Source organism: Saccharothrix australiensis (assembly GCF_003634935.1).
In the GTDB taxonomy this organism is placed as follows: Bacteria; Actinomycetota; Actinomycetes; order Mycobacteriales; family Pseudonocardiaceae; genus Actinosynnema; species Actinosynnema australiense.
Map to the genome: position 1 here is coordinate 4,893,252 of NZ_RBXO01000001.1, position 22,830 is coordinate 4,916,081.

Genomic DNA, 22,830 nt, shown 5'->3' on the forward strand with positions numbered 1-22,830 from the left:
GAACCCCGCACCACGAGTCATCGGTCCCGAGTACGTGACGGCCAGCTCGGCGAGCGGGACGCGTTCGCCAGGTCGGCCAGCAGTCGGTCGAGGAGACGCTCCTCGTGCACGGGAGCGCACATCCGGTCGTAGGCGGTCCGCAGTTCCTCGACCGCGGCCATGAGGCCGTCCGGGGTGGCGAACGAGCCGTCCAGCCCGGTCTCGTCGGCGTAGGTCGTCGCGTCGAAACGCCAAGCTCGGGCGCCGGGCGCGACGAAGAGGACTTGTTCGGCGATGGTGAACCCGGCGGGGTCGAAGTCCGCCCGTGCGTGGATCGCGCAGCCCGCGGCGGCCAGTCCGGCGAGCAGGTCGAGTGCCGCGCCGGACGCCATCCCGTCCGTGCACACCAGTGGCGGGCAAGCGTCGCCGAACGCGTCGGCGGCGGCTTCCGCGACGGTGGGGTTCTCGCACACGAAGACGTCGACGGCGGGTGCGGTCCACGTGCCGGTGAGCGAGCGGAGCGTCAGCCAGACGGGCTCGCCGGGCGCGGCGGCGCACAACCGCACCGCCGGCGACTCGCCGGTGAGCGGGAGGTTCAGCGCCAGCACCCGCGAGGACACCCCGTCGCACACCACCCCGGCGCTCGCCCACGCCGCACGCCACGCCCGACCGGCCCGCTGTGGCCGGGGAAGCCCGTGCACGACCGCCAGCACGCGGGCGACCGCACGGCCCAACTGCCGGTCGGGATCGAGCGCGTGGGCATCGCGCAGGAGGTCCGCCGCGAGGTGGGCGAGCCGCGTTCCGCCGCTGGTGGTGCGCAGCCGGGTGACGACGGCCGCCACCTGTTCGGCCAAGCTCTCCAGCGCACCGGCGCCGGCCTGCGGCGAACCGGGGTCGGCCAGCCACTGCTCCACCGCGTGCGCGGGCACGCCCGCCTCGACCAGGTGCGTCGCCGCGCGCGCCGTTTCGGCCGCCGCCTCGGCCCGCGCCCGGTCGCGGCGAGCGCGATCCGGTTCGACCCGCCCGCCGCTCAGGGCTTCGAGGAGCCCGCGCACGGTCAGGCCGTGCTCGGCGAGCTTCGCCGCGAGGTCCTGGAGCCGGACCGGCTTGCCGGACAGCTCCCAGCGGGTGCCGAGCAGCAGCGCGACCTCCCGACGCTGCTGCTCGGTGAGCACGAGCGCGGTGAGCGTGCCCGCCTCGGTGCGGTGCCCGCGCCTGGCGCGGGTGTGGACGACGTCGAGCACGCTCGCGGGTCCCGGCAAGCGGGCCCAGTCCTCGACACCCGACGGGATCTCCGCCGTCACTCCACATCCGCCTCGGCGAACAGTCCGTCGGCGGGCAACGGCGCGTCGTCGGTCGTCGGCAGCGCGACCGCGGTCCAGTCGCCACCGCACCACAGGTACGGGACCGCGTCGACACCGGGCAGGCCCCGGTGCCTGGCGAGGTCGTACACGGCCACCGCCGGAACGGTCGGGTACTTGCACCACTCGTCGTGGGCGGTCAGCATCACGTCCAGGTCGAAGTTCACCGTCAACCCCATGAACGACGCCTTGATCTCCTCGTCCACACCGGTCATCGCCTCGTCCAACCACACACAGCGCGGGGCGTGCCCACCGGCCGCGTTGTAGGCCACGACCGCGGCGGCGAACAGCGGCTGGGACAACAGCACGACCTTCTCGCCGCCGGACTTGGCTCCGTGCTTGGCGGTGTCGAACGGCGTCCACCGGCTGGTCGAACCGGGCCGGTGCTGCAAGGAGATCTTCAGCCAGCCGCGGTAGTCCAGCGCGGCGGACAACTGCTCCCGCCAGTCCGCCGAGCCGCCGGCCGCCGCGTCGGCTCGGGCGGCGTCGATCCTGCGGGCGAGGAAGGAGCGCACGGTGTCCTGTCGCGCCGACGACAGCTGCTGGTAGCCCTGGCTCAGCGCGTCCACCACGGCGCCGGCGTCCGGGTCGGTGGGATCGGGTTCCCACTTCAGCTGGACGGCGTTGCCGTGCCGGGTCGTGTGGCTCGCCAGCTGCTTGTTGATGTCGCTGAACGTCCGCGCGGTGTAGTCCAGCCGTTCCTTGAGGTGTTCGATGAACGTCGACCCCAGCAGCGTGGTCAACACCCGTTGCTGCTCGGCGTCGAACGACGCCTCCTGCGCCTGGACCTGTCGGGCCAGCAGGCTCGCGGCGTCCGCGGGCGCCTGCCAGCCGGCCGTGCTGTCGGTGAGCACGAGCACGCGCTGGATCCCGCCGTCGTGGTCCGGCTCGGACACCCGGGCGTCGCGGTCGGGCAACAGGTGGCGCCGGAGGTCGTCGAGCTTGCTGTAGCAGGTCCGCCAGGCGCGGTCTTCGTCGCCGGCGTCGGGCAGTTCCCGGCGGGCGGCACGGGTCGACTCGCGCGCCGACTCGACACTGCGCCGCTCCGGTTCCTCCAGTCCGAGCGGTCGTGCGAGGCCGGCGTCGTGGACCTCCCACCACCGCGCGAGCGCGAGGTCCCGCTCGTGCTCGGCAGCCCGCCGTCGGTCTTCGTGCCGCGCCAGCGTCTCCTCGGCGCGGGTGGCCGCGATTCGGGCATCCGTGAGAGCTTTCCGCTGGTCCTCCAGGTCCCGCTCGGCCTCCTGCACCAAGCCGTCCAACTCGGTGCGGCGGAGCAGCCGCGCGCGGACGTCGGTGGTGAGCGCCGCCTCGGCGGTGTGCAACCGGACCTCCGCCTGCCGCCGGCGCCCGCTCAGGTCGTCCAGTTCGGCGTCGACCTCGGCGAGCCGCCGCTGTGCGGCGGTGAGATCGCGGCGTGCTCGCGCCAGCGCGGCCGAGCGCAGGCCGAGCACTTCGCTCCGCCCGGCCAGTTCGTCGACGGCCTGGCGATAGGCGTGCAGCGCCGCCTCGTGCGCGGACAGGTTCTCCACCGGGAACGCGTGTTCGCCCGCGTAGTAGGCCAAGTCCGCCCGCGCGGTGTCCCGAGCGGTTTCGCGGGCGCGGTGGTCGTTCCTGGCCTTTGCGGCCTTGCGTTCGCTCTCGGCGGCCCGCCGTTCCCGCTCGCGCAGCGTGGTGACGGTGTCGGTGACCGAACGCTCCGCCGGGATTCCGGCGGACTCCTCGGCGAGGCGCCGCAGGTCCCGGTCGAGGTCCTCGATCCCGGCGTCGACAGCGCCGGTCGACGTCTCCAGCTCCGCCAGCCGCGTCCGCAGGCGATCGATCTCGCGCTGCCTGGCGGACTCGCGCGCGGTGGCCCCGAGGTAGGAGGCGGGGCGGACGACCTCGGCGCGCCCGGACAGGGCCGCGCACCGCCAGGTGCCGTCCGCCGCCAGCCACAGGTCCGCGGCCTCGTCGTCGCCGGGCCGGGCGGCGTGCCACCCGATCGCCGCGAGAACGGCGCGAACAGCGGTCTCCGGTACGCCGCCGACGGGTGTGGGCTCCAGCACCTCGGTGAGGTTGGCGGCAACGTGCGTTCCGCCCGCGTGCACGAGCGTGTCGGCCGGGCCCGAACCGCCGAGGACCGGCTCCCCGTCGGCGGTCAGCCAGGCGTCGAGCACACCCGCGGCGGCCAGGGTCGCCTCCAGCAGGTCCACCTCGTCGGTCGACAGGCCGTCGACGGGCTGGACGCACCGCCAGAACGGCGCACCGAGTCCGCGGTCGGGTTCCGGACGGTCGCGACGGCGCCAGGAGTCGGGCGGGGCCGGCGGGCGCTCCGCCCGGCCGAGCACGTCCGCCAACTGCGCGGTCGCCTGCTGGTGCTCCTCGACGAGTCCGGCGCGCTGGTGGTCGAGTTCGGTGCGCCGCGACCACAGCGTGTCGCGAACCCGCTCGACGTGCTGGGCGATCGCCGACGAGGGGTGGGCTCCGCGCCGGTCCCCCGGCGAGCCCGACGGGTCCGCGGTCAGGTCGGCCACCAGGTCGCACCAGCGCTCGACCGTGTGCTCGTCCGCCTTGGCGAGCACGGCGTCGGTGTTCCACGCCCTGATCCGCTCGCGCAGCGCCTCCACCGCGGCGGCGACGTCCTCCTCGGCTCGTGCCCGCTGCTCCGCCGCCTCCACCAGGTCCGCCTCGCGGCCGGCCAGCGTTTCGGCCGACCGCACCACTTCCTGGTCGGCCTGGTCGAACGTCGCGCGCAACGCCTGCAAGCGCGCGAAGCGCTCCCGGCGGACGGAGAGGTCGGCGCGCAGCGCCGCCACGTCACGTGCGGGCAGGTGCCGGGCAGCGGAGTCCTGTAGTCCGGCGGGCTGCCCGGTTTCCCGGACCCGTCCGGCGGCGCGCTCCACGGCCGTTTCGGCTTCCCCGGCGTGCGAGGTGGCCTCTTCCGCCGCTTCGGCGGCGTCGGCCGCGTCCTGCGCGGCCGACGCGCGGCGGTCTTCGACCCCTCCGAGCTGTTCGGCCAGCACGGCGAGTTGTTCCCGCAGCACTTCGACCCGGCTCGCCACGCTCACGGCGTCCTGGAACGCCTGGCTGTCCAGCAGCTCGCGCAGCTCGGTGCCGAGGTCCAGTTGCCGGGACCGCGTGCGGGAGATGCTCTCCTCCAGCTGTCCCACCGCGCCGAGAGCGGCGCCGAGGGCGGTTTCCGCGGACCGACGGTCTTTCGTGGTGCCGTCCAGCTCGGTGGTCGCCGCCGTCAGCGCATCGGCACGGCGGCGCACGACGGCGCGCGCCCACGGTGTCCAGCCGGTGCGGACGAACCCGGCCAGCCGCACGGCGGCGGTACGGGTCTGCTCCACGGCCGTCCGCAACTTCTCCAGGTTGTCCCACCCGTCCGCGAGCTGGGTGATCTCGGTGCCGGCCAAGGGCGGCAGAGCCGCGCGCAACGTCTCGGCCAGGCTCGCGGGGTTGAGCCGTTCCCCCAGCTTGGGCTTGCGCAACTGCTTGAGCAGTTCGGTGAGGTTGTCGTAGGCCCCGGTGCCGAGACCGAACAGCTCGGCAGCCAGCCTGGCGCGGTACCGCGCCGCGCTGTCGGGCACCGAGACGCCGGGGACCTTCTTCAGCTCCTTCTGGTCGAGCGGGCGGCCCGCCGCGGCGAGCTTGAAATCCCGCCCCGGGCGCAGGTGGGTGATCAGGTGCCACGTGGTCACCGCCGACGTGCCGCTGCCCCGGCGGGCGCTGACACCGAGCCCGCAGACGAAGAACCGCGCCGTGCCGTCGTCGTCCACCCTGCCGTACTCGGCCCAGGCGTAGCCCAGGCCGGCGTCCGAAGGCGGACGCGGGTCGTCGTCCTCGCCGGTGGGCAGCAGGTTGAAGCGCATCGTCCGGTGCTGGGAGCCGAAGGGGTCGAGCACGGACGCGCCGATCTCCCCGCGCAGCAGCATCAGGGTCGTCAGTTCGAGCACCTTGGTCTTGCCCGCCCCGTTGCCGCCGCGCAGCACCAGGCGGCCGTCGGCGAACCAGAACTCCGCTTGGTCGTACTCCCACAGGTTGACGATCCCGACGCGCAACGGCTGCCACCGCCGGAGGACCGGCTCGGGGAAGCCGCCCGTCGACGCAGCGGCCAGCCACCGCTCGCGGTCCGGTTCCCGTCGGGTCAACGGGCGCCCTCCTCGTCCAGTCTCGCGGTCACCGCCACCACCCGGGGATCACGGTAGCGCGCCGCCGCGGGCGTCAGCCGCCACCCGCGCGGGGTGCCGGTCGGGCGCAACAGGTCCAGCGCGCCGAGCACGTCCCGTGCCGCGGCCTCCACGGCGTCGCCCGTGCGCAGGTCGTTCGTCATCGCCTTGGCGTGGCGCACCCTGACCTCGGCGGCTGCCGAGGCGAGGTCGTCGGCCGTGACCACCGAGTCGACCCCGTGCAGGCGCAGGAGTTCGTCGAGCACCATCAACGCGGCGAAGTCGGCGGCGCGCAGCCGCGGGAAAGGCAGGTCCGTGTCGGCCTCGTCGGCGGCGATGAGCGCCATTCCCTCCGCCCGTTGCTCCACCACCCACCCCGTCATCTCCGCGCACCAGGCCAGGACGCGGTGGCGCTGACCGGTGAGGTAGGCCCTCTCCGCGTCGGTGAGGTCCTCGTGGAGCACCACGGGCAGTTCCACCAGCTTGCGCATCAAGCCGACGCGCGCCGCCGCCTCGTGGGGCGGTCCGTCGTGGCTCCGGTCGCCGAGGGCGGCGCGCAACGAGGTCGGGTCGACCAAGCGCAGCAGCAGCTCCCGGCGGACCTCGTAGGCACCGCCGATCGCGTCACGACGATGCGCCCACCCCTCGCGCTGCTCCTCGTCGTCCCGGCCGGTCGGTCGCAACGCGCCCAGGGACACCAGCAGTCGGACGGCCTTGACGAAGAGCGTCCGCTCGGCGAACCGGTCCGGGTCGTAGGTCGCGAGTTCGACATCGTCGCGGGTGGAGAGCACGCGCACCCGGTCGGAGAGGTCCTGCGTCGTGGTGAGGTCCTCGGCGTCCTCCGCGGCCGCGGCGGCGAGGACGGCCAGCACGAGCACGCGACGGCTCGGTGGCCGGAACCGCCGGGGCGCGAGCACGACGCCGTCGACCGGCAACCGGAACAGCCTGGCGGCGGAGTCGGTCACCAGCAGCCGGTAGCCGAGCCGCTGGGCGAACCACTCGCCCAAGGTCACCCGGTGGACCCGCACCAACGGCCACACCTCCGGGTGGCTGTGCCGATCGACCACCGGCGAGCGGAGCAGGGCGGTGAACGCCCGCTGCCGCTCGGCCGCGTCGCGGTTCACGCGGGCTCCATGCCGAAGTACCAGTTCAGGGTCGTCATGCTGCCGCTGTCGGCGCGCAGGGTCGTGGTGTCGTGCAGGTGCGGGGGTCTGCGCAGCGTGATCCGCCAGCGACCGTCCCCGGTCACCGCGCTCTCCGACCTGGTCCGCCGGACCACGCCGACGAACTCCAGCAGCAGGTCCAGTTCCGCGTCGGTGACCGCGCCCCATTCGGCCAGCCGGGTTCCGGATCGCTGCCGCAGCGCCGCCTCCGCGCTGCCGCGAGCGGCCTGGGCGGCGAGCCTGGCGCGTCGGGCCGCGTTCTTGCCCGTCGAGTAGTCCGGGATTTTGGTTCGCCTGCCGACCGCGGCGCGTGCGCCCTGCTCGCGGAACCGCGCGGTGACCGGAGCGGGTGGTGCGGCGGACCAGCTCACGTCGTGCTCGTCGGTGGAGCCCGAGGCCAGCAGCAGGTGTCGCGCGGAGAACGCGCCGACCGCGGTGTCCCAGATCCGCCAGGCGCTGTCGTCGTCGGGGGCGCGCTCGACGGCGACGGCCAGGGCGAGCAGTTCCGCACGGCGGGTGACGGCGCCCCCGGTGTCCAGCAGGAGGTTCATGTTGCGGGCCCACGGCGCGACGAGGTCCCGGAGTTGACGCCGCAGCCTCCGCGCCTGGCTGTCGACGCCGCTGAACCACGAGCCCAACGCCTCCCACGTGCGTTCCCAGCGGGCTGCCTGAGCGGCCACCAACTCCTCGTCGACGTCGGCGCCCAGGGCGGCGCGAACGCACGCGCGCCACACCTCGGGCGTCAGCAACGGGCCCAGCTCCACCAGCAGCTCCGCGATCCGCGGGGTGTGCACGTCGACCTGCTCGCCCCACATCCCGAGGTAGGACCGCAGCGTCTGCCACAACAGGTCCTGCTTCGCCGGGTCCGGCCCACCCGACAACGCGTGCGCCAGCGTGCGCTGCCAACCGCGGGCCGCGGTGGCCATCGCCAGGTGCATCGCCCCGATCTGCTGGAACTCCGTCGCCGCGGCCGTGTAGACGGCCCGGCGAACCGACTCGGCGAACGCCACCAGCCGCTCGTGGATGGCGCGCGGCGCGAGCGTCAGGTCACCCGCGGCCTCCTCCGTGTCGTCGACCGACGACCAGAAGACGTGGAGACCGGCCGCTCTCGGCGTCAGCTGGTAGCGGTCGCGCCGGCGCAGGAAGTCCTCCCCCGAACGGGCGGGCTCCTGCCAGCGGGTCAGGACCCGCCACTGCACGAGTCGCTCCAGCCGCTTGTCGAGGTGCAGCACCTCATCGGCGAGCAGGCGATCGACGACGTCCTCCGGCACCCGCGCGGCCAGGTGCGCCCGGATCCCGGCGGCCACCTCGTCGTAGGACAGACCGGTCAGGCTCGTGTCCTGCTCGGCCAGGAGGACGTCGACGATCACCCGGTACTGCGCCGCGAACCGCGAGGTCAGGTAGGCCGGGACGAACTCCTGCCCCGGCAGCAGCGCCGACCACGGATCAGCGGGCGCCTCCGCCTCGGGCGACTCGTCGTCGATCACGCCGTCCAGGTTACGAAGACCGGGCGCGGGACCCGGAAAGACGGCGGCACATCACCCGTTTCGCGGAGCCGATCCGTTCGAACGGCCCACCCGACACGCCTCGACGCCGATTCGGTGCCCTGCATGCGTTCACACCGGCGTGCCGGACCCGAGTTCGCCGATCCGGACAACGTCGCGGCTGAACGCGGTGCGAAAAACTTCCGCTCACCCGGCCCCCTCACGCCCCGGCGCCGCCGTCGACCGGCACGACCGCGCCGGTCGCCATCGACGCCCGGTCGCTGAGCAGCCACGCGGCCGCCTCCGCCACCTCGCGCGGCCCGGCCGTGCGCGCGGCGGCTGCCGATGCCGGAGGTGTTCACGATCACCCCGCCACCACCCCGGCGCATCAGCACTGCCTCGGCGGTCATCGCGGTCCGGTGCGCCCGGAAATTCACTTCGAACTGCTGCTCGACGTCCTCGTCGCCGGTCGTGTCCAGCGGGCCGGGCCGCTGGATCACCGCGCCGTTGTCGAACGCGCCGTCGAGCCGGCCGTGCGGCTGTTCGACCCGGTCGACCGCGGCGCGGATGCTCGCGCGGTCGGCGAGGTCGGTGGTCACGGCGTCCGCGACGCCGCCGTCGGCGCGGATCCCGGCGACGACCCGCTCCAGGGCGTCGGTGCCGCGGGCGGCGAGCACGACGACCGCGCCCTCCCGCGCGAAGAGCCGGGCCGCCGCCGCGCCGATCCCGCGGCTCGCGCCGGTGACGAGCACGACCTTTGTGGCTGTGGCCGCCGGGTCAGGCTGCGGGCAGCCGGTCCAGGACGAGTTCGGTCAGTGACTGCGCGCTGCGGCACACGTCGGCCCCGGCGTCCTGCACCTCCAGCATGACTCCCATCACCGGCCGATCGGTGTGCCTGTCCCCGGCGGGCTCGCGCAGCCCCACGCGCAGCAGGCACAGCCCATCACCGGCGCGTCGCCGCACCGGGTGCCCGCCGACCGCGCCCTGCTCGGTGCCCAGCCACAGATCGGCCGGGTGCGCCAGGATCATCAGCCACGCCACCGGCACGCCCTTGTCGTTCAGGGTGTCGCTGAGCTGCCAGCGGCACCACGCGTTCGGCTCGGTCGCGGCCACCCGCGCGAACGGCGCACCGGTGATCGACACGATCTCCTGTCCGGTCACCAGCGCGCACAGATCCCCGTCGTCGGCGAACCGCTTCGGGGCGTCGTTGGCCAACTCGTGCGGCCGGACCGATTCCCTGGACGGTTCCACCGACACCCAGGAGCTCGACTGCGCCGTGGTTTCCGACGTTTGCCCGGTCACCGCGGGAGCCGGGGTGGTGCATCCGCCGATCAGGAACACCGACGCCAGCAGCAGGCTTGAGACGGCCGACCGGCCGGCGAAACGGATCACGCCGGGATGATAATCCGACCGCCGAGGCTCGACCTCACTGCACCCGATCGAGGTCGTTCGCAACCGCGACCGCCACGGGATTTCCCAGTTCCCGATAGAGCGCGAGAGCTTTTCGCCAATGGGTCGCGGTCTCCTTCCAGCGCCCGGCCATTGCGGCCAACTCACCCAGGTCGCGCAGCGCTCGTGCTTGCTCGAACCGACTGCCGCACCGGTGGGCGGCGGCCAGCGCTTGGGACAGGGCGACCTCGGCTTTGATCGGTTCACCCGCGATCCGATAGCCGGCGCCCAGCGTCGTACTGGCTTGAGCGATGTCCAAGTCGTATGCGAGCCACGTCGCGATGTCCACGGCCTCTTGAGCGCAGCGGACCGCTTGCCAGGCTTCGCCCAGTTGGAGGTACGCACCGGCCATCCCCCGGAGAGTGATGCCCACGTAGCTCAACACCCCCGCGCGCCGGTAGTAGGACAACGCCTCCTTCTGGAGGTCGAGCGCTTCGCTGACTCTGCCCTGGCGGCGCAGGACGGAGGCGGTGTTGGCCACGGCTTTGCAGCGCCCGTACTCGTCACCGAGCCGGGCGAACAGTTCGCCGGCTTCGGCGTAATGCGTCAGGGCCTCCTCCCATCGGCCGCTCGCGGTCAGGACCATGCCGAGGTTGTTGCGCGTCGCGGCCTCTGCCCAAAGATCGCGCAGGCGCATAGCGGCCTGCAAGGCTTGCTCGTGCGTGTCCAGCCAACCATCCAACTGCTTCGTCAGGTAGAAGTGCGTGCGCAGCACGTAGGCGAGTTGCCAGCGGTGGACGTCCAAGGCGTCGTTGTCGAACCTGCACAAGGCGATCAGGTTCGGTTCTTCGGCGTGCAGCCACGCCTGTGCGGAATCCTTGTCCGCGAACGGCTCACGGAGCGGAGGTTGTCCGACGAGCTGCACACGGGTGCGATGGGGGGTGAGCACCAGGTCGGCGCTTGCCGCTGTGTGGAGGTAGTGCTCGAAGATCCGTCGTGCGACAGCCCCTCGTTCCTCGGGTTGAGCGGCGGCGAGCTCGGTCGCGTACGCGCGGAGAAGGTCGTGAGCCGAAAAACGCCCCGGCGAGACCTCGGTCAGCAGGTGGGCTTGCACCAACTCGTCCAACGCCGCGTCCGCGGTGGCCAGGTCGAGGTCGGAGGCCGCGGCAGCCGCGTCGAGGGCGAAGGTGCCGCGAGGAGCCGTGCCGACCGTTCGGAACACCGCGGCGGCATGGGGGCCGAGGCACCGGTAAGACCACGAGAAGATCGCCCGCACATCCACATGGCCGCTCAACGACGAGATGCGGGTTCGCTCGGCACCCAACTGGCGTACGAGCGCGGCGGCCGACAGCCCTGGACGCGACACCAGCCGTTCGGCGACGATCCGCAGTACCAGCGGCAGGCCGGCGCACAACGTGGTCACCACGCCGGCAAGCTCCGATTCGCCGGTGACCCGCTCCCCCGCCAGCGCGGTGAGCAGCCGCGTTCCGGCCGCCGCGTCCAGTGGTGCCAGGCGGACCGCCGGAACGTCGTGGTGGAGGCGCAGCCCGCCGAGCGCCGCGCGGCTGGTGACCATCACCGCGCTGGGGCTCGGACCGGGCAACAGGGGCAGGACCTGCTCGGCGGACCGGGCGTTGTCCAGCACCAGGAGCACCCGCCGGTCGCTCAGCACCGTGCGCAGGCGCGCCGCTCGCTCGGTGGCACTCGGGATCTCCTCCGGCCTGGCCACGCCCAACGACCGCAACAACCGCGCCGCCGCTTCCGCCGAGGTGAGCGGCGGTTGTCGATCGAAGCCGTGCAGGTCGAGGAAGAGCTGCCCGCCGGGGAACCCGGCGGTGTGCCGGTGCGCCCACCTGAGTGCCAACGCGGTCTTGCCCACTCCGGCCGTGCCGGTGACGACCGCGATCGCGGGCAGCCCGTCGGCGCGAATGGCCAGCAGCTCGTCCAACGCGGCCAGTTCGGTGTCGCGTTCGACGAAGTGCACGGGGCCAGTGGGCAGTTCGTGCGGCACCACGGCCGGCTCGCCGGTCACGACGACGTCCCCGTTGATCACCCCCGCCTGCACGACCGTGTCGACGGTGCCCCTGAACTGGTTCCGGATCGGTTGTCGGGCGTCCACGGGTGTCCTCCCCGCCTGTCGGTCTCAACGTCCGGCGCGCACGTACGCCGCCCGGATCGAAGGGCGTCGTCAGCGTTCCACGCGTCGGAGGAGGAAGCGGCGGAGTTGCCGGCGCAATCCCCTCCGATCCGGCCCGCCCCTGGCACGTCGGGGAGATTTCCCGTTCGTCGAACGGTATTCCGTGTGGCGAAGGGCCGCCTGATCAGGCCCCGCCGGCCGGCAGGTCCGCCTGGAGGTTGTCGAGGATCGTGCCGGCGATGCGGGCGAACCGGTCCAGCTCTTCCGCCGTGAGCGGGTCGACGAACAGCCGCCGGACCTCCCGCGCGTGGCCGGGCACGGCCTTCTTGAGCGTGGCGAGGCCCTTCGCCGTGATCACGGCGTCCACGCCCCGCGAGCCGCACTGCTCCCTGGTGACCAGACCTCGCTTGCCCATCCTGGTGAGCTGGTGGTGCATGCGGCTCTTCTCCCAACCGGCTGCCTGCCCCAGCTCGTAGGGGCGCATCCGGCCGTCGGGCGCCTCGGAGAGCAACGCGAGCACGGTGTAGTCGGCGTTGGACAGACCGCTGCTGGCCTGGAGCTGCTGCTCGACGCGTGTCCGCAGCAGCTCCAGCATCCGGAAGGACGTACGCCAGGCGCGGAGTTCGCGTTCGCTCAGTCGCTGCTGCACCATGCGGCCATCGTACTCGCGAGTTGATGTGTCAACCCAACCGTGTACCCTTGAGTTGATACATCAACTCGATGGCACGAGGGGGGCACCATGAGCAGGCGACGTGACGACGGCGAGCCGCAGGAGCCGTCGGCGGCTCGAACCGGGCGGCGTGACTTCCTGAAGAACTCCGCGGTGGTGACCGCAGCAGCGGCTGGTGCGGTCACGGGCATCGCCGGCCCGGCCGACGCGCACGACGACGGTCAACCCCCGAAGGACACCGGCCGCCGAGGACGCCGCTACGTCATCCGCGGCGGCGCGGTGATGTCCATGGACCACAACGTCGGCGACTTCGAGCGCGCCGACGTCCTGGTCGAGGGCAAGCGGATCGTCGAGGTCCGGCCCGACATCCGCGCCGCCGGCGCCGGCGTGATCGACGCGCGCGGGCGGATCGTCATGCCGGGTTTCGTCGACACCCACCACCACCTGTTCGAGACCGCGGAGCGGGCGTTCCTCCCCAACGGCCTGCTCCGCGACGACGGAACCGGGTCGCCGAGCGCGCAACCGAACTACAGCGAGCACATCCTCGAAGGGTTCGCACGGGTGTACCGGCCGCAGGACGTGTACATCAATGAGCTGTTCGCGGGGCTCTCGCAGCTTGACGCGGGTGTCACCACGGTGCTCGACGTGTCGCAGATCCACCACTCCCCCGAACACACCGATGCGGCGATCCAGGCTCTGATCGACACCGGGCGGCGTGCCGCCTTCGGCTATTTCGAAGGCGACGGCCGCATCGGAGCCCGGTACCCGGCGGACGCCCACCGCATCCGGGACACGTGGTTCCCCTCCGACGACCAGCTCGTGACCATGGTCATGGGCGGCGAACTCCACCTCGGCAGGGAGGTGTACACCAGGGCGTGGGCGATCGCCCGCGAGCTGGGTCTGAGGATCGCCGCGCACTCCGTCGGCTCGTGGGGGATGCGGCCCGTCGTCGACGCCGTCGCGCGGGGCGACGGCGGGGTCGAGGTGGGGTCGGACAACCTCTTCATCCACATGACCGGCATGTCCGACGAGACCTGGCAGCGGTTCCGGGACGCCGGCGCGCACGTCTCGCTGGCGTTCCCCATCGAGATGACCATGCGGCACGGCACCCCGCCCATCCTCAAGATGCAGGAACTGGGCATGGAGCCCTCCCTGAGCTCCGACGTCGAGACGACGATGACCGCGGACCCGTTCACGCAGATGCGCACCGCGATGACCATGCAGCGCATGATCGTCAACCAGCTCGTCCTGGACCAGGGAACCCCTGTGCCGCCCAATAACTGGCCGACGCCCGCCCCCGGCACGCCGGACCTCCTCACCGTCCGCGACGTGCTCCGCTACGCGACCGTCAACGGCGCCAAACACCTGGGACTCGACGGCAGGACCGGCATCCTCACACCGGGCAAGGAAGCCGACATCGTCCTCCTCGACGCCACCGCGCTCAACGTGGCCCCGCTCAACAACGTGCCCGGGGCGGTCGTGTCCCTGATGGACCGAACCAACGTCGAGACCGTGATCGTCGCCGGCCAGGTGCGCAAGTGGCGAGGACGGCTGCTCGACGCGGACCTGAACCGGCTGCGCCGGGACCTTGAAGCATCACGCGACCACCTGTTCAAGGCGATGAGGCTACCGCAGGACCTATTCGCCTGAAGCGGGCCGTCGCCGCGCACGGAGAGCGCTGCGGATCGACGGTGGAGCCGGTGCCCCACAGCCGGCCCTCGCGTCGTCGCTCGCGGTAGCGAGGATCGTGGCGTTGGGACACGACCGCCCGCCCGTGAGAGGTGCCGAAACGGCTGCGCGCGGACCGAGGGGTGCTCGGTCCGCGCGCATGACCGGACCAAGCGGAGGTCTTCTGGAAGTAGAGGGGACGTGAGGAAGCGGCTGAGGTCCTTCGGGCGGTGATGGATCCGGTTGCTGTTCTGCGAGGGCCCGGCGACGTTGCGGTCACAGATGGTCGCCGAGGCCCGGAACACCCCCGAACTGGCCGTCGCCCTGCTCGACGCCGATCGCGGTGTGGTGCTGCGGGACTTGGCCAGTCTTGTTTGTCGGCCCGGCCGGCGTTGGCCACAGCCAGGGCCAGGCCGAAGTCGGGTTCGTCCGCCAGCCGTGTTTGCCGGGCGGCAGCGGTCCCAGCGCAGTCGCAGGGCCCGTCGGTACTCCTCCCTGGTGCGCTCGGCCAGGCGCTCGCGCAGGTCTGCGCGTACTTGTGGGGACATCGCCTCGACGTCCTCGCCGAGGGTGTTCAGTACGAAGGGATCGTCGACGCCGGTTGCTTCGCAGGCCCAGACGGCGGCCAGGGTGGTCACCGCGCGCACCCGCGGGCCGTCGGCCGTGGCCAGGCGCGCGTGCAGTTCCGGGGCGTTGCCGGCCAGCCGTGCGCCGGCGTCGGGAAGGTCGAGCCAGCGGGGTGGTAGCCGTTGTCGTCGGCCAGCACCACCCACCCGTCGAGGGCGTCGGCGACCACCAGCGGCAGCTCGTCGGGGAACGCGGCGATCGAAGCTTGACCGGCGTCGACCAGCGTCGCCCGCCGCCCGGTGGCCTCACCGTGAAAGCGGATCAGCGCCTCGGCGACGGGAAGCCCGCGCACGACGGTCAGGCACATCATCTCGCCCGGCCACTGGTCATCCGCCAACAGCGCCGCGTAATGGTCCACCGCGTCGACTCGGATGATCGGTTCCGGCAGCACCGCCCCACCTTCCCATGATCACTACTACCACGATGCCAGGAGGCTGCCCGCCGCGAGCAGGGCGGACAGCCTCTCAATTCAAGGGCTGGGATCCAGACCTTGAACGGATCCCCATCGAATATGAGGACGTCCGGGCGTGGGCCGCGGGTTTGGACGAGTTGTTCGGGCTGGTGGCGGGGCGGTTGCTGCGGGCGGAGCCGCGTCGTCGGGCTCGGGCGTATGTGCGGGGGTTGCTGGCTCCGATCGCGGCAAGAACGGCTGGACGTTGGCGGAAGTGGCCGGTAAGGCGACTCCGGACGGGATGCAGCGTCTGCTCAATGCCGCCGCCGTCGCTGCCCGCATCGGCGTCGGCGTAGTAAGGCCAGCCGTGAATCCACCGACCGTCGAACCCGCACGTCGTCACAGGCGAGGCCCACCGGCTTGTAAAGACCTCGCCGTTCCTCCGGACCACCTTCAAATCGACACTACTAACGACACGGGATCTCTTGTCCTCCAGCCCTCACCGCTCGCACGAGCGCCGACTCCGGTTCGTGAACCTCATCGTCACGCCAGGACGAGTCGGGGAGCGCCCTCCGTGAAGACGCGCGCTTCACCCCAATCCCCTCCGATCAGCCAATAGTCGTCTACCCGATCCAGGTAATCGATGTTGCCGAGGTCTTCCTCACCTGCCGCATCGGTGAAATGTCGGGTCGAGCGACGAACCCATTCGACGCGCGTGACGTTCGGAAAGGTCAGCATTCCGTCAGCATAGCAGTACTGCTCGCCCGAGGCGGGGGTGCTGTAGCGGGGATGGTTCTCGGTAAGCACAAACTCGCCCCTGAAAGACGGTTCACCCGACGGTTCGAGGATTTCCAGCACAAAGCTGTCCTCCAGGTACACACTCGACAGAGTGTCGATGTCGGCGTAATTCACCATTTCACCAATCCCAGTCGAGGGGCGTATGAGCACTGGCAAGCCGCTCGGGCGTCGAGAATGCCAGTACCCACTGCCCTTTGCCGGACAAGGTCGACACCATCACACCCGGTCGATGCCCGTGAGGTCGCCGCGCGAACACGATGGCCCCGGAAAACGCATCGTCAAAGTCACCAGGCGGACCTCAGCAGCGCACGTACATCCCGCGCGACCTGCACGATGTCCGGTTCCAACCGCGACGACTCGGCCATGAGTCTCAACTTATCGCATGCAAACGACAATTACGTCGGCATCGTAACAGCAGGCATGGGCGCCCTCCGATCGGATTGCCGAGTCATGATGGCAGCTCACGAATCCTCTGCCATGCAGAATAGTCGGCTCATCGAACAGCTCAGGAACTGCTTGTCGGCTCTTGCGGAGGTAGGGGCATCAGCGGGGAACGGGGTCTCTGGTTCCACCAAGGAACGCAGCTCGGGGTCCGGCCGGTAGGAGAGACGACGTAGCGCAGCGGGATCGCCGGCAAGGCGGCCTTGGCTACGGCGGCGTCGATCCACGGCTCGTCCGGCCCGATCGGGAAGTCCGGGTACGGGGTTGCGCGCAGGAGCATGTCCGTGTGGATCGTGTCGTCGTCCTCGAACGGTTGCCAGGTCGGCCAGCCGCTGCCGCTCGGCGCGCGGGACACCGCGTCGAGCAAGGCCCGGAACGAGGCGTCGCCGGGCACCCACAACTCCGGGTCGCTGCGGTCGACCACAGCGCACGCTGCCGCCACCGCGGCGTTGCCCGCTCCGACGGCGGCCACCGGCTCCGGGGCGTCCGACATCGCGGACGGTGTCCGGGTCGGCGGCGACCAGCCGTGCGATCGACGGCGCGGGGTCCCGGACGGCGGGGCCAGGACGATCATCGCCCGGCGCATGCGGATGGTGCCCTGCTTGCCCCGACGCACGTGGTTCAGCAGGCGACGGCCCTCGTCCTCGGTTGACCGGCGTGCTCTCACGGGCTCGGCTATCGATGCCTCTCATGCTCGGCGGCGACTACGTCACCACCGAGCATGAGATCCACCCTGCTACCGGTCGCGGACCTCACGCGCGCGTCCCCAACCCGGCGAACGTTCGTGGTCGACGCACTGGGCTATGCAGGGGCGCAGGCGACCCACGACCGCTCGGCGACCGCACGGGCGGCGACGTCGAGCACCAGCTGCGCGGCGTGCCCGTCGGCCAGCGAGGGGACGCCCTCCGGGGCGGCGCCGGCGAACGTCGCCAGCACGTCGCGGGCCTGGTGGGCGGCGGCGTGCCCGGTGACCGCCAGCATCTCCTCGAACGAGCCGGGCGCGACATCGCCGAGAGTGGGGCCGTCCGCGGGGATCACCTTCGGTTCCGCGCCCGACGCGGTCAGCACGACCTCGGCCGGGCGGTCGGAGTCGTAGGCCAGCGCGCCCGCGCTGCCGATCACCTCCAGCGCGTGGCGGAACCGGCGGTACGGGCTCGGCGGCAGCACCCGGCTGGCCGTGACCGACGCGCGGGCCCCCGAGGCCAACCGCAGCGAGAGCGCGCAGTCGTCCCAGTTGCCGACAGGCCGCGTGCCACCGCCCTCGGCGGGGCGGCGCGTGGTCACCGTCGTGGCGGTCGCGCTCACCTCGTCGACCTCGCCGACCAGCCACCGCACCAGGTCCACCGCGTGCGGCCCGAGGTCGCTGAGCACCCCGTAGGAGTACTCCGACGGGTCGTGCCGCCAGTCCCACGGGGTCGAGGGGTCGGCGGCGAGCACGCTCGCCGTGGTGTAGCGCAGGTGCCGGACCTCGCCCGCGGCCCCCTCGGCGAGCAGCCGCCGCGCGGTGCGGATCGCGGGGTTCCAGCGCTGGGTGAACCCGGCGACACCGGGCACGCCCGCGCACGCCTGGACCATCCGGGCGCTCTCCTCGGCGTCGCGGGCCAGCGGCTTCTCGCAGAACACGGCCAGCCCGCGCGCTGCGGCGCCGAGGGCCGCGCCGGCGTGCGACGAGGGCGGTGAGGCGATCACCACCCCGTCCAGCTCCACGGAGTCGAGCATGGCGTCGAGCCGGTCGAAGGAACGCGGCACGCCGAGCGCCGAGGCGGCCGCGGCGGCCCGCCCGGCGTCACGGCCGCAGACCGCGGCCAGCTCGGCGCCCGCGCCGCGCAGCGCGGGCGCGAGGTACTTCGCGCACCACCAGCCGTGGCCGAACAACCCGATCCGCGGCGAGGGACTGTCGGACATCCGTCCTCCTCCTGGTCGGGTCAGCCACGGCGCCGCAGGAATTCCTCGGCGCTCTTGATCGCGTCGAGGTTCCGGCCGCCGCGGACCTCGGCGACGTGCTGCTTCGCCTCGTCCATGCTCCAGCCGCGCTTGGCGACGCCGGTGGGCTTGAGCAGCTCGGTCTGCCCGGTGCGCACCTCGACCCCGGCCGGAGTCCGGGTGAACGTCATGTAGCCGTACAGCATCTCGTCCAGCGGCGGCAGCCCCTCGAGCTGGCGCCACATGATCTTCTCGTTCGGGAAGCACACCCTGGCCTGCTTGGTGGTGTGCAGCGCGCCGCTGGGCACCTGCACGTCCATCACCACGACCTGGAGGTTAGGCACGTCCTCCCGCCGTTCGGCGTTGAGGCAGTGGGGGATCCGCTCCCGCCACTTGTCGACCTCGTAGAAGTAGCCGTAGACGTCCTCGATGGGCTGGTCGATGGTGTAGGAGACCTCGTAGGACACCTCGCGCGCGCGCAGTTCGTCGTACTCCTCGGCGAAGTTCTTGACCCGCCCGAGCTGCATCCCCGCGCCGCGGTCGAACATCGCCGCCGTGCGGTCGGCGCCCTCGGCGTCGGGGTCGAGGGTGAACTCGTGCCGCAGCTCCACCTCGGTCAGCCCGTCGGACAGCGGTTTGAACGACCACTCCCCGGTCACCTCCAGCAGGGGCGCGGCGGGGTTCTCGTGGCGGAAGGCGATGCGGCCGGCGTCCCGGTCGAGCGTGCGGCTCGCGCGCCAGGTGCGCACGGCGTCGAGGTGGGCCTCCCACGTCCAGCGCTCGACCCGGTCGGCGGTCCCCCCGCGCTCCAGGAACGCGGTGTGGACGACTGGCGTGAAGATGCGGCGCATCTGCTCGACGTCGGCGACGAGGTCGTACAGGAACCCGGCGGACGCGGCGACGCTCGCGGTGTGGGTCGAGCTCTGCGTGACGGTCGGCACGGAGCACTCCTCTCAGGGGAACGCGGACGCCGCGGGCGCCCGGTGTTGGACCCGAGCCTGACCCGACCCGCTCGAACGGCGCTGTAGCGGCGGTGAGCGTTCGTCGAGCCGGGGTCGAGATCACCGCCGGAAGCTGGGCGGGTCGTGGTGCCGAGCGGGAGGAGCCGACGTGGAGAGCCGACAGCTGGGTACCGGCGGGCCGGTGGTGGCCGCCGTCGGGTTGGGCTGCCTGGGTTTGTCGGGCGGGTACGGCGCGGTGGCCGGGCACGAGGCCGCCACGGCGATCCGGACCGCGCTCGACCTCGGGATCACGCTGCTGGACACGGCGGACTTCTACGGTGGCGGCGAGAACGAGCGGCTGGTGGGGCGCGCGATCGCCGGTCGGCGGGACGAGGTCGTGCTCGCCACCCGCGGCGGGGTGCGGGCCGCGGCGCCGGGGGCCCCGCCCACGATCGTCGACGGGGCCCCGGACTCGCTGCGCGCCGCCTGCGAGGCTTCGCTGGAGCGCCTGGGCGTCGACCACGTGGACCTCTACTACCTGGCCCGCGCGGACCCGCGCGTGCCGGTGGAGGACAGCGTCGGCGCGCTCGCCGAACTGCGGGCCGAGGGCAAGGTCCGGCACGTCGGGCTGTCCGAGGTCGCGGCAGGCACGCTGCGCCGGGCGGCGGCCACCTGCACGATCGCCGCGCTGGAGAGCGAGTACTCGCTGTGGGAGCGGCACGTCGAGGCCGAGATCCTGCCCACCGCGCGCGAACTCGGCATCGGGCTGGTCGCGCACACCCCGCTGGGGAAGGGTTTCCTGACCGGCGCGCACCGCTCACCCGGCGATCTCGGCGAACGCGACCACCGTCGCAACCACCCCCGCTTCCGCGAGGGCAACTTCGAGCGCAACCGCGAGCTGGTCGAGGAAGCCGCCGCGATCGCCGCCCGCACCGGGATGACGCCCGCTCAGCTCGCCCTGGCGTGGCTCCTCTCGGCCGGCCCGGACGTCGTGCCCATTCCGGGCTCGCGGCGGCCGGAGCACCTGCGGGAGAACGTCCGGGCGGCCGCGCTCCGCCTCGACGCGGCGGACCGCGCGCGGCTCGCGGAGGTCTTCGCCCCCGAGCGGGTGGCGGGGGAACGCCACCCCGCGCACCGGCGGGTGGCCGGGGTCGCCGAGGACGGTCGACCGGCGGGTTGACGGGCGCGGACCCGAGGCCGCGCTCGCCGTGCGAGGCCGCCTGGACGCCGTCCGCAACGCGTCCGTCAGCACCCCGCCCAGGGGCCGCACCCCCGTCCGGTCCGCACCCCGCTGGGCCGCACCCGCCCGTCCGCACCCGCCCGTCCGCGTAGCCCGCCGGTCAGCGGCGGTGCGCGGTGACGAACTCCGTGATGGTCGCGATGACGAAGTCCAGCATCTCATCCGTGATACCGGGGTACACGCCGATCCAGAACGTCCGGTCGGTCACCATGTCGCTCACCGCGAGGTCGCCGCTGACGCGGTAGCCGGCGTCGGCGTAGGCCGGGTGGCGGGTCAGGTTGCCGCCGAAGAACCGCCGGGTGGCGATGCGCCGGGACTCCAGGTGCGCCACCAGGTCCCGGCGCGTGTAGGGCGCGTCGTCGGTGACGGTGAGGACGAACCCGAACCAGCTCGGGTCGGCGCCCGGCGTCGGCGCGGGCAGCAGCAGGCCCGGCAGTCCGTCCAGCGCCGCGCGCAGCTGCGCCCAGTTGCGCCGCCGTGCCGCGCCGAACTCCTCCAGGCGCCGCAGCTGCGCCGACCCCATCGCCGCCTGGATGTCGGTGGTCTTCAGGTTGTAGCCGACGTGGGAGAAGATGTACTTGTGGTCGTACCCGTGGGGCAGCGTGCCCACCTGCTGGTCGAACCGCTTGAGGCAGCGGTTGTCCTCGCCGGGCTCGCACCAGCAGTCGCGGCCCCAGTCGCGCAGTGACTCCACGATCCGGGCCAGCGCGAGGTCGTCGGTCAGCACGCAGCCGCCCTCTCCGGTGGTGATGTGGTGCGCCGGGTAGAAGCTCACGGTCGACAGCTGGCCGAAGGTCCCGGTGAGCCTGCCCCGGTAGCGCGAGCCGACCGCGTCGCAGTTGTCCTCCACCAGGAACAGGTCGTGCTCCCGCGCCAGCTCGGCGATCTCCGCGGCGGCGAAGGGGTTGCCCAGCGAGTGGGCGGTCATGATCGCGCGCGTGCGCGGCCCGATGGCGCTCGCGACCCGGTCCGGGCTGACGTTGTAGGTGCCCGGTTCGATGTCGATGAACACCGGCACCAGGCCGTTCTGGAGCACGGGGTTCACCGTGGTGGGGAACCCCGCCGCCGCGGTGATCACCTCGTCGCCTGGGCGCAGCCGGCGCTCGCCGAGCTGGGGCGAGGTGAGCGCGGTCACGGCGAGCAGGTTCGCCGAGGACCCCGAGTTGGTCAGGTGCGCTTTGCGCAGCCCGAAGTAGCGGGCGAAGTCGCGCTCGAACCGACGGGCGTACGGCCCCGCCGCGATGCGCAGGTCCAGCGCGGCCTCGACCAGCGCCACCCGGTCGGTCTCGTCGAGCACAGCCCCGGAGGTGAGCACCGGGGTGACGCCGGGCACGAACTCGCCCGGGGCGTGCCCCTGGTGGTACTTGCGGACCAGTTCGAGGATCCAGTCCCTGTCCTCACTCATGTCTCGTCCTCGCTTCGGCTGCGCGTGTGATTCGGTCGACGACCACGGCCTGGGCCAGGGTCGCCGCGGTGTTCGGGGAGCAGCCCGCCCGCACGGCCTCGGCGAAGCGCCGGACGGCGCCGGCGTACTGGTCCTCGACGGGGAGCACGCGCTCCTCGCGGCGACCGCCGCGGTCCAGTCGGACCACCGGCCGGTGGTCGGCGGGGGTGGTGAACACGTGCTCGGTGGTGAGCCGGCCCTCGGTGCCCAGGAACCAGTACTCGGAGGTGTAGGCGTGCCGCAGCCCGAACCCGAGTTGTGCGGTGACGCCGTCGGCGCGGGTCAGCAGCGCGGCCCCGCCGAGTTCGACGCGACCGTCGCCGCTCAGCGCGGCGCCCGCGACGGAGAGCCCGGTGCCGAGGAAGTGGAGCGCGGCCCGCAGGGGGTAGCCGCCGGTGTCCAGCAGCGCGCCGCCGCCGAGCGCGGGGTCGAGCCGGATGTCGCCGGGTGGCCGGGGCGGGATCGTGAACGTCGCCCCGAACGCCAGCGGCGTGCCGACGGCGCCGTCGTCGACCATCCGCCGCACGGCGGCGTGCCGGCCGTGCGCGAGGAACATGTAGTTCTCGACGAGCACCAGACCGAGCCGCGCGGCGAGCCCGAGAAGCCGTTCGGTGTCCGCGGCGGAGGTCGTCAGCGGTTTCTCGGCCAGGACGTGCTTGCCCGCCAACAACGCCCGCTCGACCCACCGCGCGTGCAGGGCCGCGGGCAGCGGCAGGTAGACCGCGTCGACGTCGTCCTGCGCGAGCAGGGCGTCGTAACCGGTGACCGCGGCACAGCCGAACCGGCCGGCGAAGTCGGCGGCCTTGGCGGAATCCCGACTGGCCACCGCGACCAACCGAACCTCGGAACAGCGCGCCACCGCGGGCAGCACTCGCCGCGCCGCGACATCAGCGCAACCAAGCACCCCCAATCGCACCGCGACGTCCATGCGCACCCTCCACGACTCGACAGGTGCGCACATGTTCACCGCCGGGGCTCGGCTCGGGCTCGATCGCGGCTGAACGCGGTGCGAGAGACGCCCCA

General features: G+C 72.5%; 16 protein-coding genes and 2 pseudogenes. 3 read left to right on the top strand and 15 right to left on the bottom strand.

Annotation, left to right across the window (positions count from 1 at the left end):
- Positions 1-17 precede the first annotated feature (17 nt).
- From C8E97_RS20810 to C8E97_RS20845, 8 genes and pseudogenes are all read right to left on the bottom strand, one after another.
- Complete coding sequence (locus C8E97_RS20810) at positions 18-1,283, bottom strand: DUF2399 domain-containing protein (RefSeq protein ID WP_211347097.1); 1,266 nt, start codon at positions 1,281-1,283, stop codon at positions 18-20.
- Entirely contained in the window at positions 1,280-5,473 is a 4,194-nt protein-coding gene (locus C8E97_RS20815) for a TIGR02680 family protein (protein ID WP_121007204.1), read from the bottom strand. The genes C8E97_RS20810 and C8E97_RS20815 overlap by 4 nt, the downstream gene beginning before the upstream one ends.
- Positions 5,470-6,615: a DUF2398 family protein gene (locus C8E97_RS20820; RefSeq protein WP_121007205.1), complete on the bottom strand. Its 1,146-nt coding sequence runs from the start codon at positions 6,613-6,615 to the stop codon at positions 5,470-5,472. Before C8E97_RS20820 ends, C8E97_RS20815 begins: the two co-directional genes overlap by 4 nt.
- On the bottom strand, positions 6,612-8,141 hold the full coding sequence (locus C8E97_RS20825) for a DUF2397 domain-containing protein (protein WP_121007206.1): 1,530 nt from the start codon (positions 8,139-8,141) through the stop codon (positions 6,612-6,614). Before C8E97_RS20825 ends, C8E97_RS20820 begins: the two co-directional genes overlap by 4 nt.
- 217 nt (positions 8,142-8,358) lie before the next feature.
- Positions 8,359-8,890: pseudogene (locus C8E97_RS20830) on the bottom strand (SDR family NAD(P)-dependent oxidoreductase).
- 25 nt (positions 8,891-8,915) lie between these two features.
- Positions 8,916-9,530: a DUF3558 domain-containing protein gene (locus tag C8E97_RS20835; RefSeq protein WP_121007207.1), complete on the bottom strand. Its 615-nt coding sequence runs from the start codon at positions 9,528-9,530 to the stop codon at positions 8,916-8,918.
- A 34-nt stretch (positions 9,531-9,564) separates the two neighbouring features.
- Positions 9,565-11,646, bottom strand: a complete 2,082-nt coding sequence (locus C8E97_RS20840; RefSeq protein WP_121007208.1) for an ATP-binding protein — start codon at positions 11,644-11,646, stop codon at positions 9,565-9,567.
- A 202-nt stretch (positions 11,647-11,848) separates the two neighbouring features.
- Entirely contained in the window at positions 11,849-12,316 is a 468-nt protein-coding gene (locus C8E97_RS20845) for a MarR family winged helix-turn-helix transcriptional regulator (protein ID WP_211347098.1), read from the bottom strand.
- A gap of 87 nt (positions 12,317-12,403) precedes the next feature.
- On the opposite strand from C8E97_RS20845, the gene C8E97_RS20850 reads away from it, so the two are divergent.
- Positions 12,404-13,984 (top strand): amidohydrolase family protein, encoded by a 1,581-nt coding sequence (locus tag C8E97_RS20850; RefSeq protein WP_121007209.1) that lies wholly within the window; start codon positions 12,404-12,406, stop codon positions 13,982-13,984.
- Between the two features lie 652 nt (positions 13,985-14,636).
- Here C8E97_RS20850 and C8E97_RS20855 read toward each other — a convergent pair.
- Complete coding sequence (locus C8E97_RS20855) at positions 14,637-15,020, bottom strand: hypothetical protein (RefSeq protein ID WP_121007210.1); 384 nt, start codon at positions 15,018-15,020, stop codon at positions 14,637-14,639.
- Positions 15,021-15,133: 113 nt separating this feature from the next.
- Here C8E97_RS20855 and C8E97_RS36165 point away from each other — a divergent pair.
- Positions 15,134-15,345 (top strand): annotated as a pseudogene (locus C8E97_RS36165) (IS701 family transposase); the annotation flags it as partial.
- Positions 15,346-15,563: 218 nt separating this feature from the next.
- Here the strand turns inward: C8E97_RS36165 and C8E97_RS20865 are convergent.
- The 4 genes from C8E97_RS20865 to C8E97_RS20880 all read right to left on the bottom strand — a co-directional run bounded on the left by C8E97_RS20865 (position 15,564) and on the right by C8E97_RS20880 (position 19,123).
- Positions 15,564-15,932, bottom strand: a complete 369-nt coding sequence (locus C8E97_RS20865) for a hypothetical protein (protein ID WP_211347099.1) — start codon at positions 15,930-15,932, stop codon at positions 15,564-15,566.
- Positions 15,933-16,323: 391 nt separating this feature from the next.
- On the bottom strand, positions 16,324-16,752 hold the full coding sequence (locus tag C8E97_RS34115) for a hypothetical protein (RefSeq protein WP_147455182.1): 429 nt from the start codon (positions 16,750-16,752) through the stop codon (positions 16,324-16,326).
- 308 nt (positions 16,753-17,060) lie between these two features.
- A complete protein-coding gene (locus C8E97_RS20875) occupies positions 17,061-18,164 on the bottom strand; it encodes a Gfo/Idh/MocA family protein (RefSeq protein WP_121007212.1) in 1,104 nt (367 codons plus the stop codon).
- A gap of 20 nt (positions 18,165-18,184) precedes the next feature.
- The gene (locus C8E97_RS20880) at positions 18,185-19,123 is read right to left on the bottom strand and encodes an aromatase/cyclase (RefSeq protein ID WP_121007213.1); all 939 of its coding nucleotides are present in this window, start codon (positions 19,121-19,123) and stop codon (positions 18,185-18,187) included.
- Positions 19,124-19,292: 169 nt separating this feature from the next.
- Between C8E97_RS20880 and C8E97_RS20885 the strand changes: the two genes are divergently transcribed.
- Positions 19,293-20,303: an aldo/keto reductase gene (locus C8E97_RS20885; RefSeq protein ID WP_121007214.1), complete on the top strand. Its 1,011-nt coding sequence runs from the start codon at positions 19,293-19,295 to the stop codon at positions 20,301-20,303.
- Between the two features lie 160 nt (positions 20,304-20,463).
- Here the strand turns inward: C8E97_RS20885 and rfbH are convergent, their stop codons facing one another.
- Positions 20,464-21,768, bottom strand: coding sequence for a lipopolysaccharide biosynthesis protein RfbH (rfbH, locus tag C8E97_RS20890; RefSeq protein WP_121007215.1), 1,305 nt, complete (start codon positions 21,766-21,768; stop codon positions 20,464-20,466).
- Positions 21,761-22,768, bottom strand: a complete 1,008-nt coding sequence (locus C8E97_RS20895) for a Gfo/Idh/MocA family oxidoreductase (protein ID WP_121012045.1) — start codon at positions 22,766-22,768, stop codon at positions 21,761-21,763. Before C8E97_RS20895 ends, rfbH begins: the two co-directional genes overlap by 8 nt.
- Between the last annotated feature and the right edge of the window lie 62 nt (positions 22,769-22,830).

Excerpts from the sequence above, each read along its gene's own strand:
- C8E97_RS20845 (WP_211347098.1), bottom strand. The coding sequence starts at position 12,316 with ATGGTGCAGCAGCGACTGAGCGAACGCGAACTCCGCGCCTGGCGTACG.
- C8E97_RS20850 (WP_121007209.1), top strand. The coding sequence starts at position 12,404 with ATGAGCAGGCGACGTGACGACGGCGAGCCGCAGGAGCCGTCGGCGGCT.
- C8E97_RS34115 (WP_147455182.1), bottom strand. The coding sequence starts at position 16,752 with ATGTCGGACGCCCCGGAGCCGGTGGCCGCCGTCGGAGCGGGCAACGCC.
- C8E97_RS20875 (WP_121007212.1), bottom strand. The coding sequence starts at position 18,164 with ATGTCCGACAGTCCCTCGCCGCGGATCGGGTTGTTCGGCCACGGCTGG.
- rfbH (WP_121007215.1), bottom strand. The coding sequence starts at position 21,768 with ATGAGTGAGGACAGGGACTGGATCCTCGAACTGGTCCGCAAGTACCAC.
- C8E97_RS20895 (WP_121012045.1), bottom strand. The coding sequence starts at position 22,768 with ATGTGCGCACCTGTCGAGTCGTGGAGGGTGCGCATGGACGTCGCGGTG.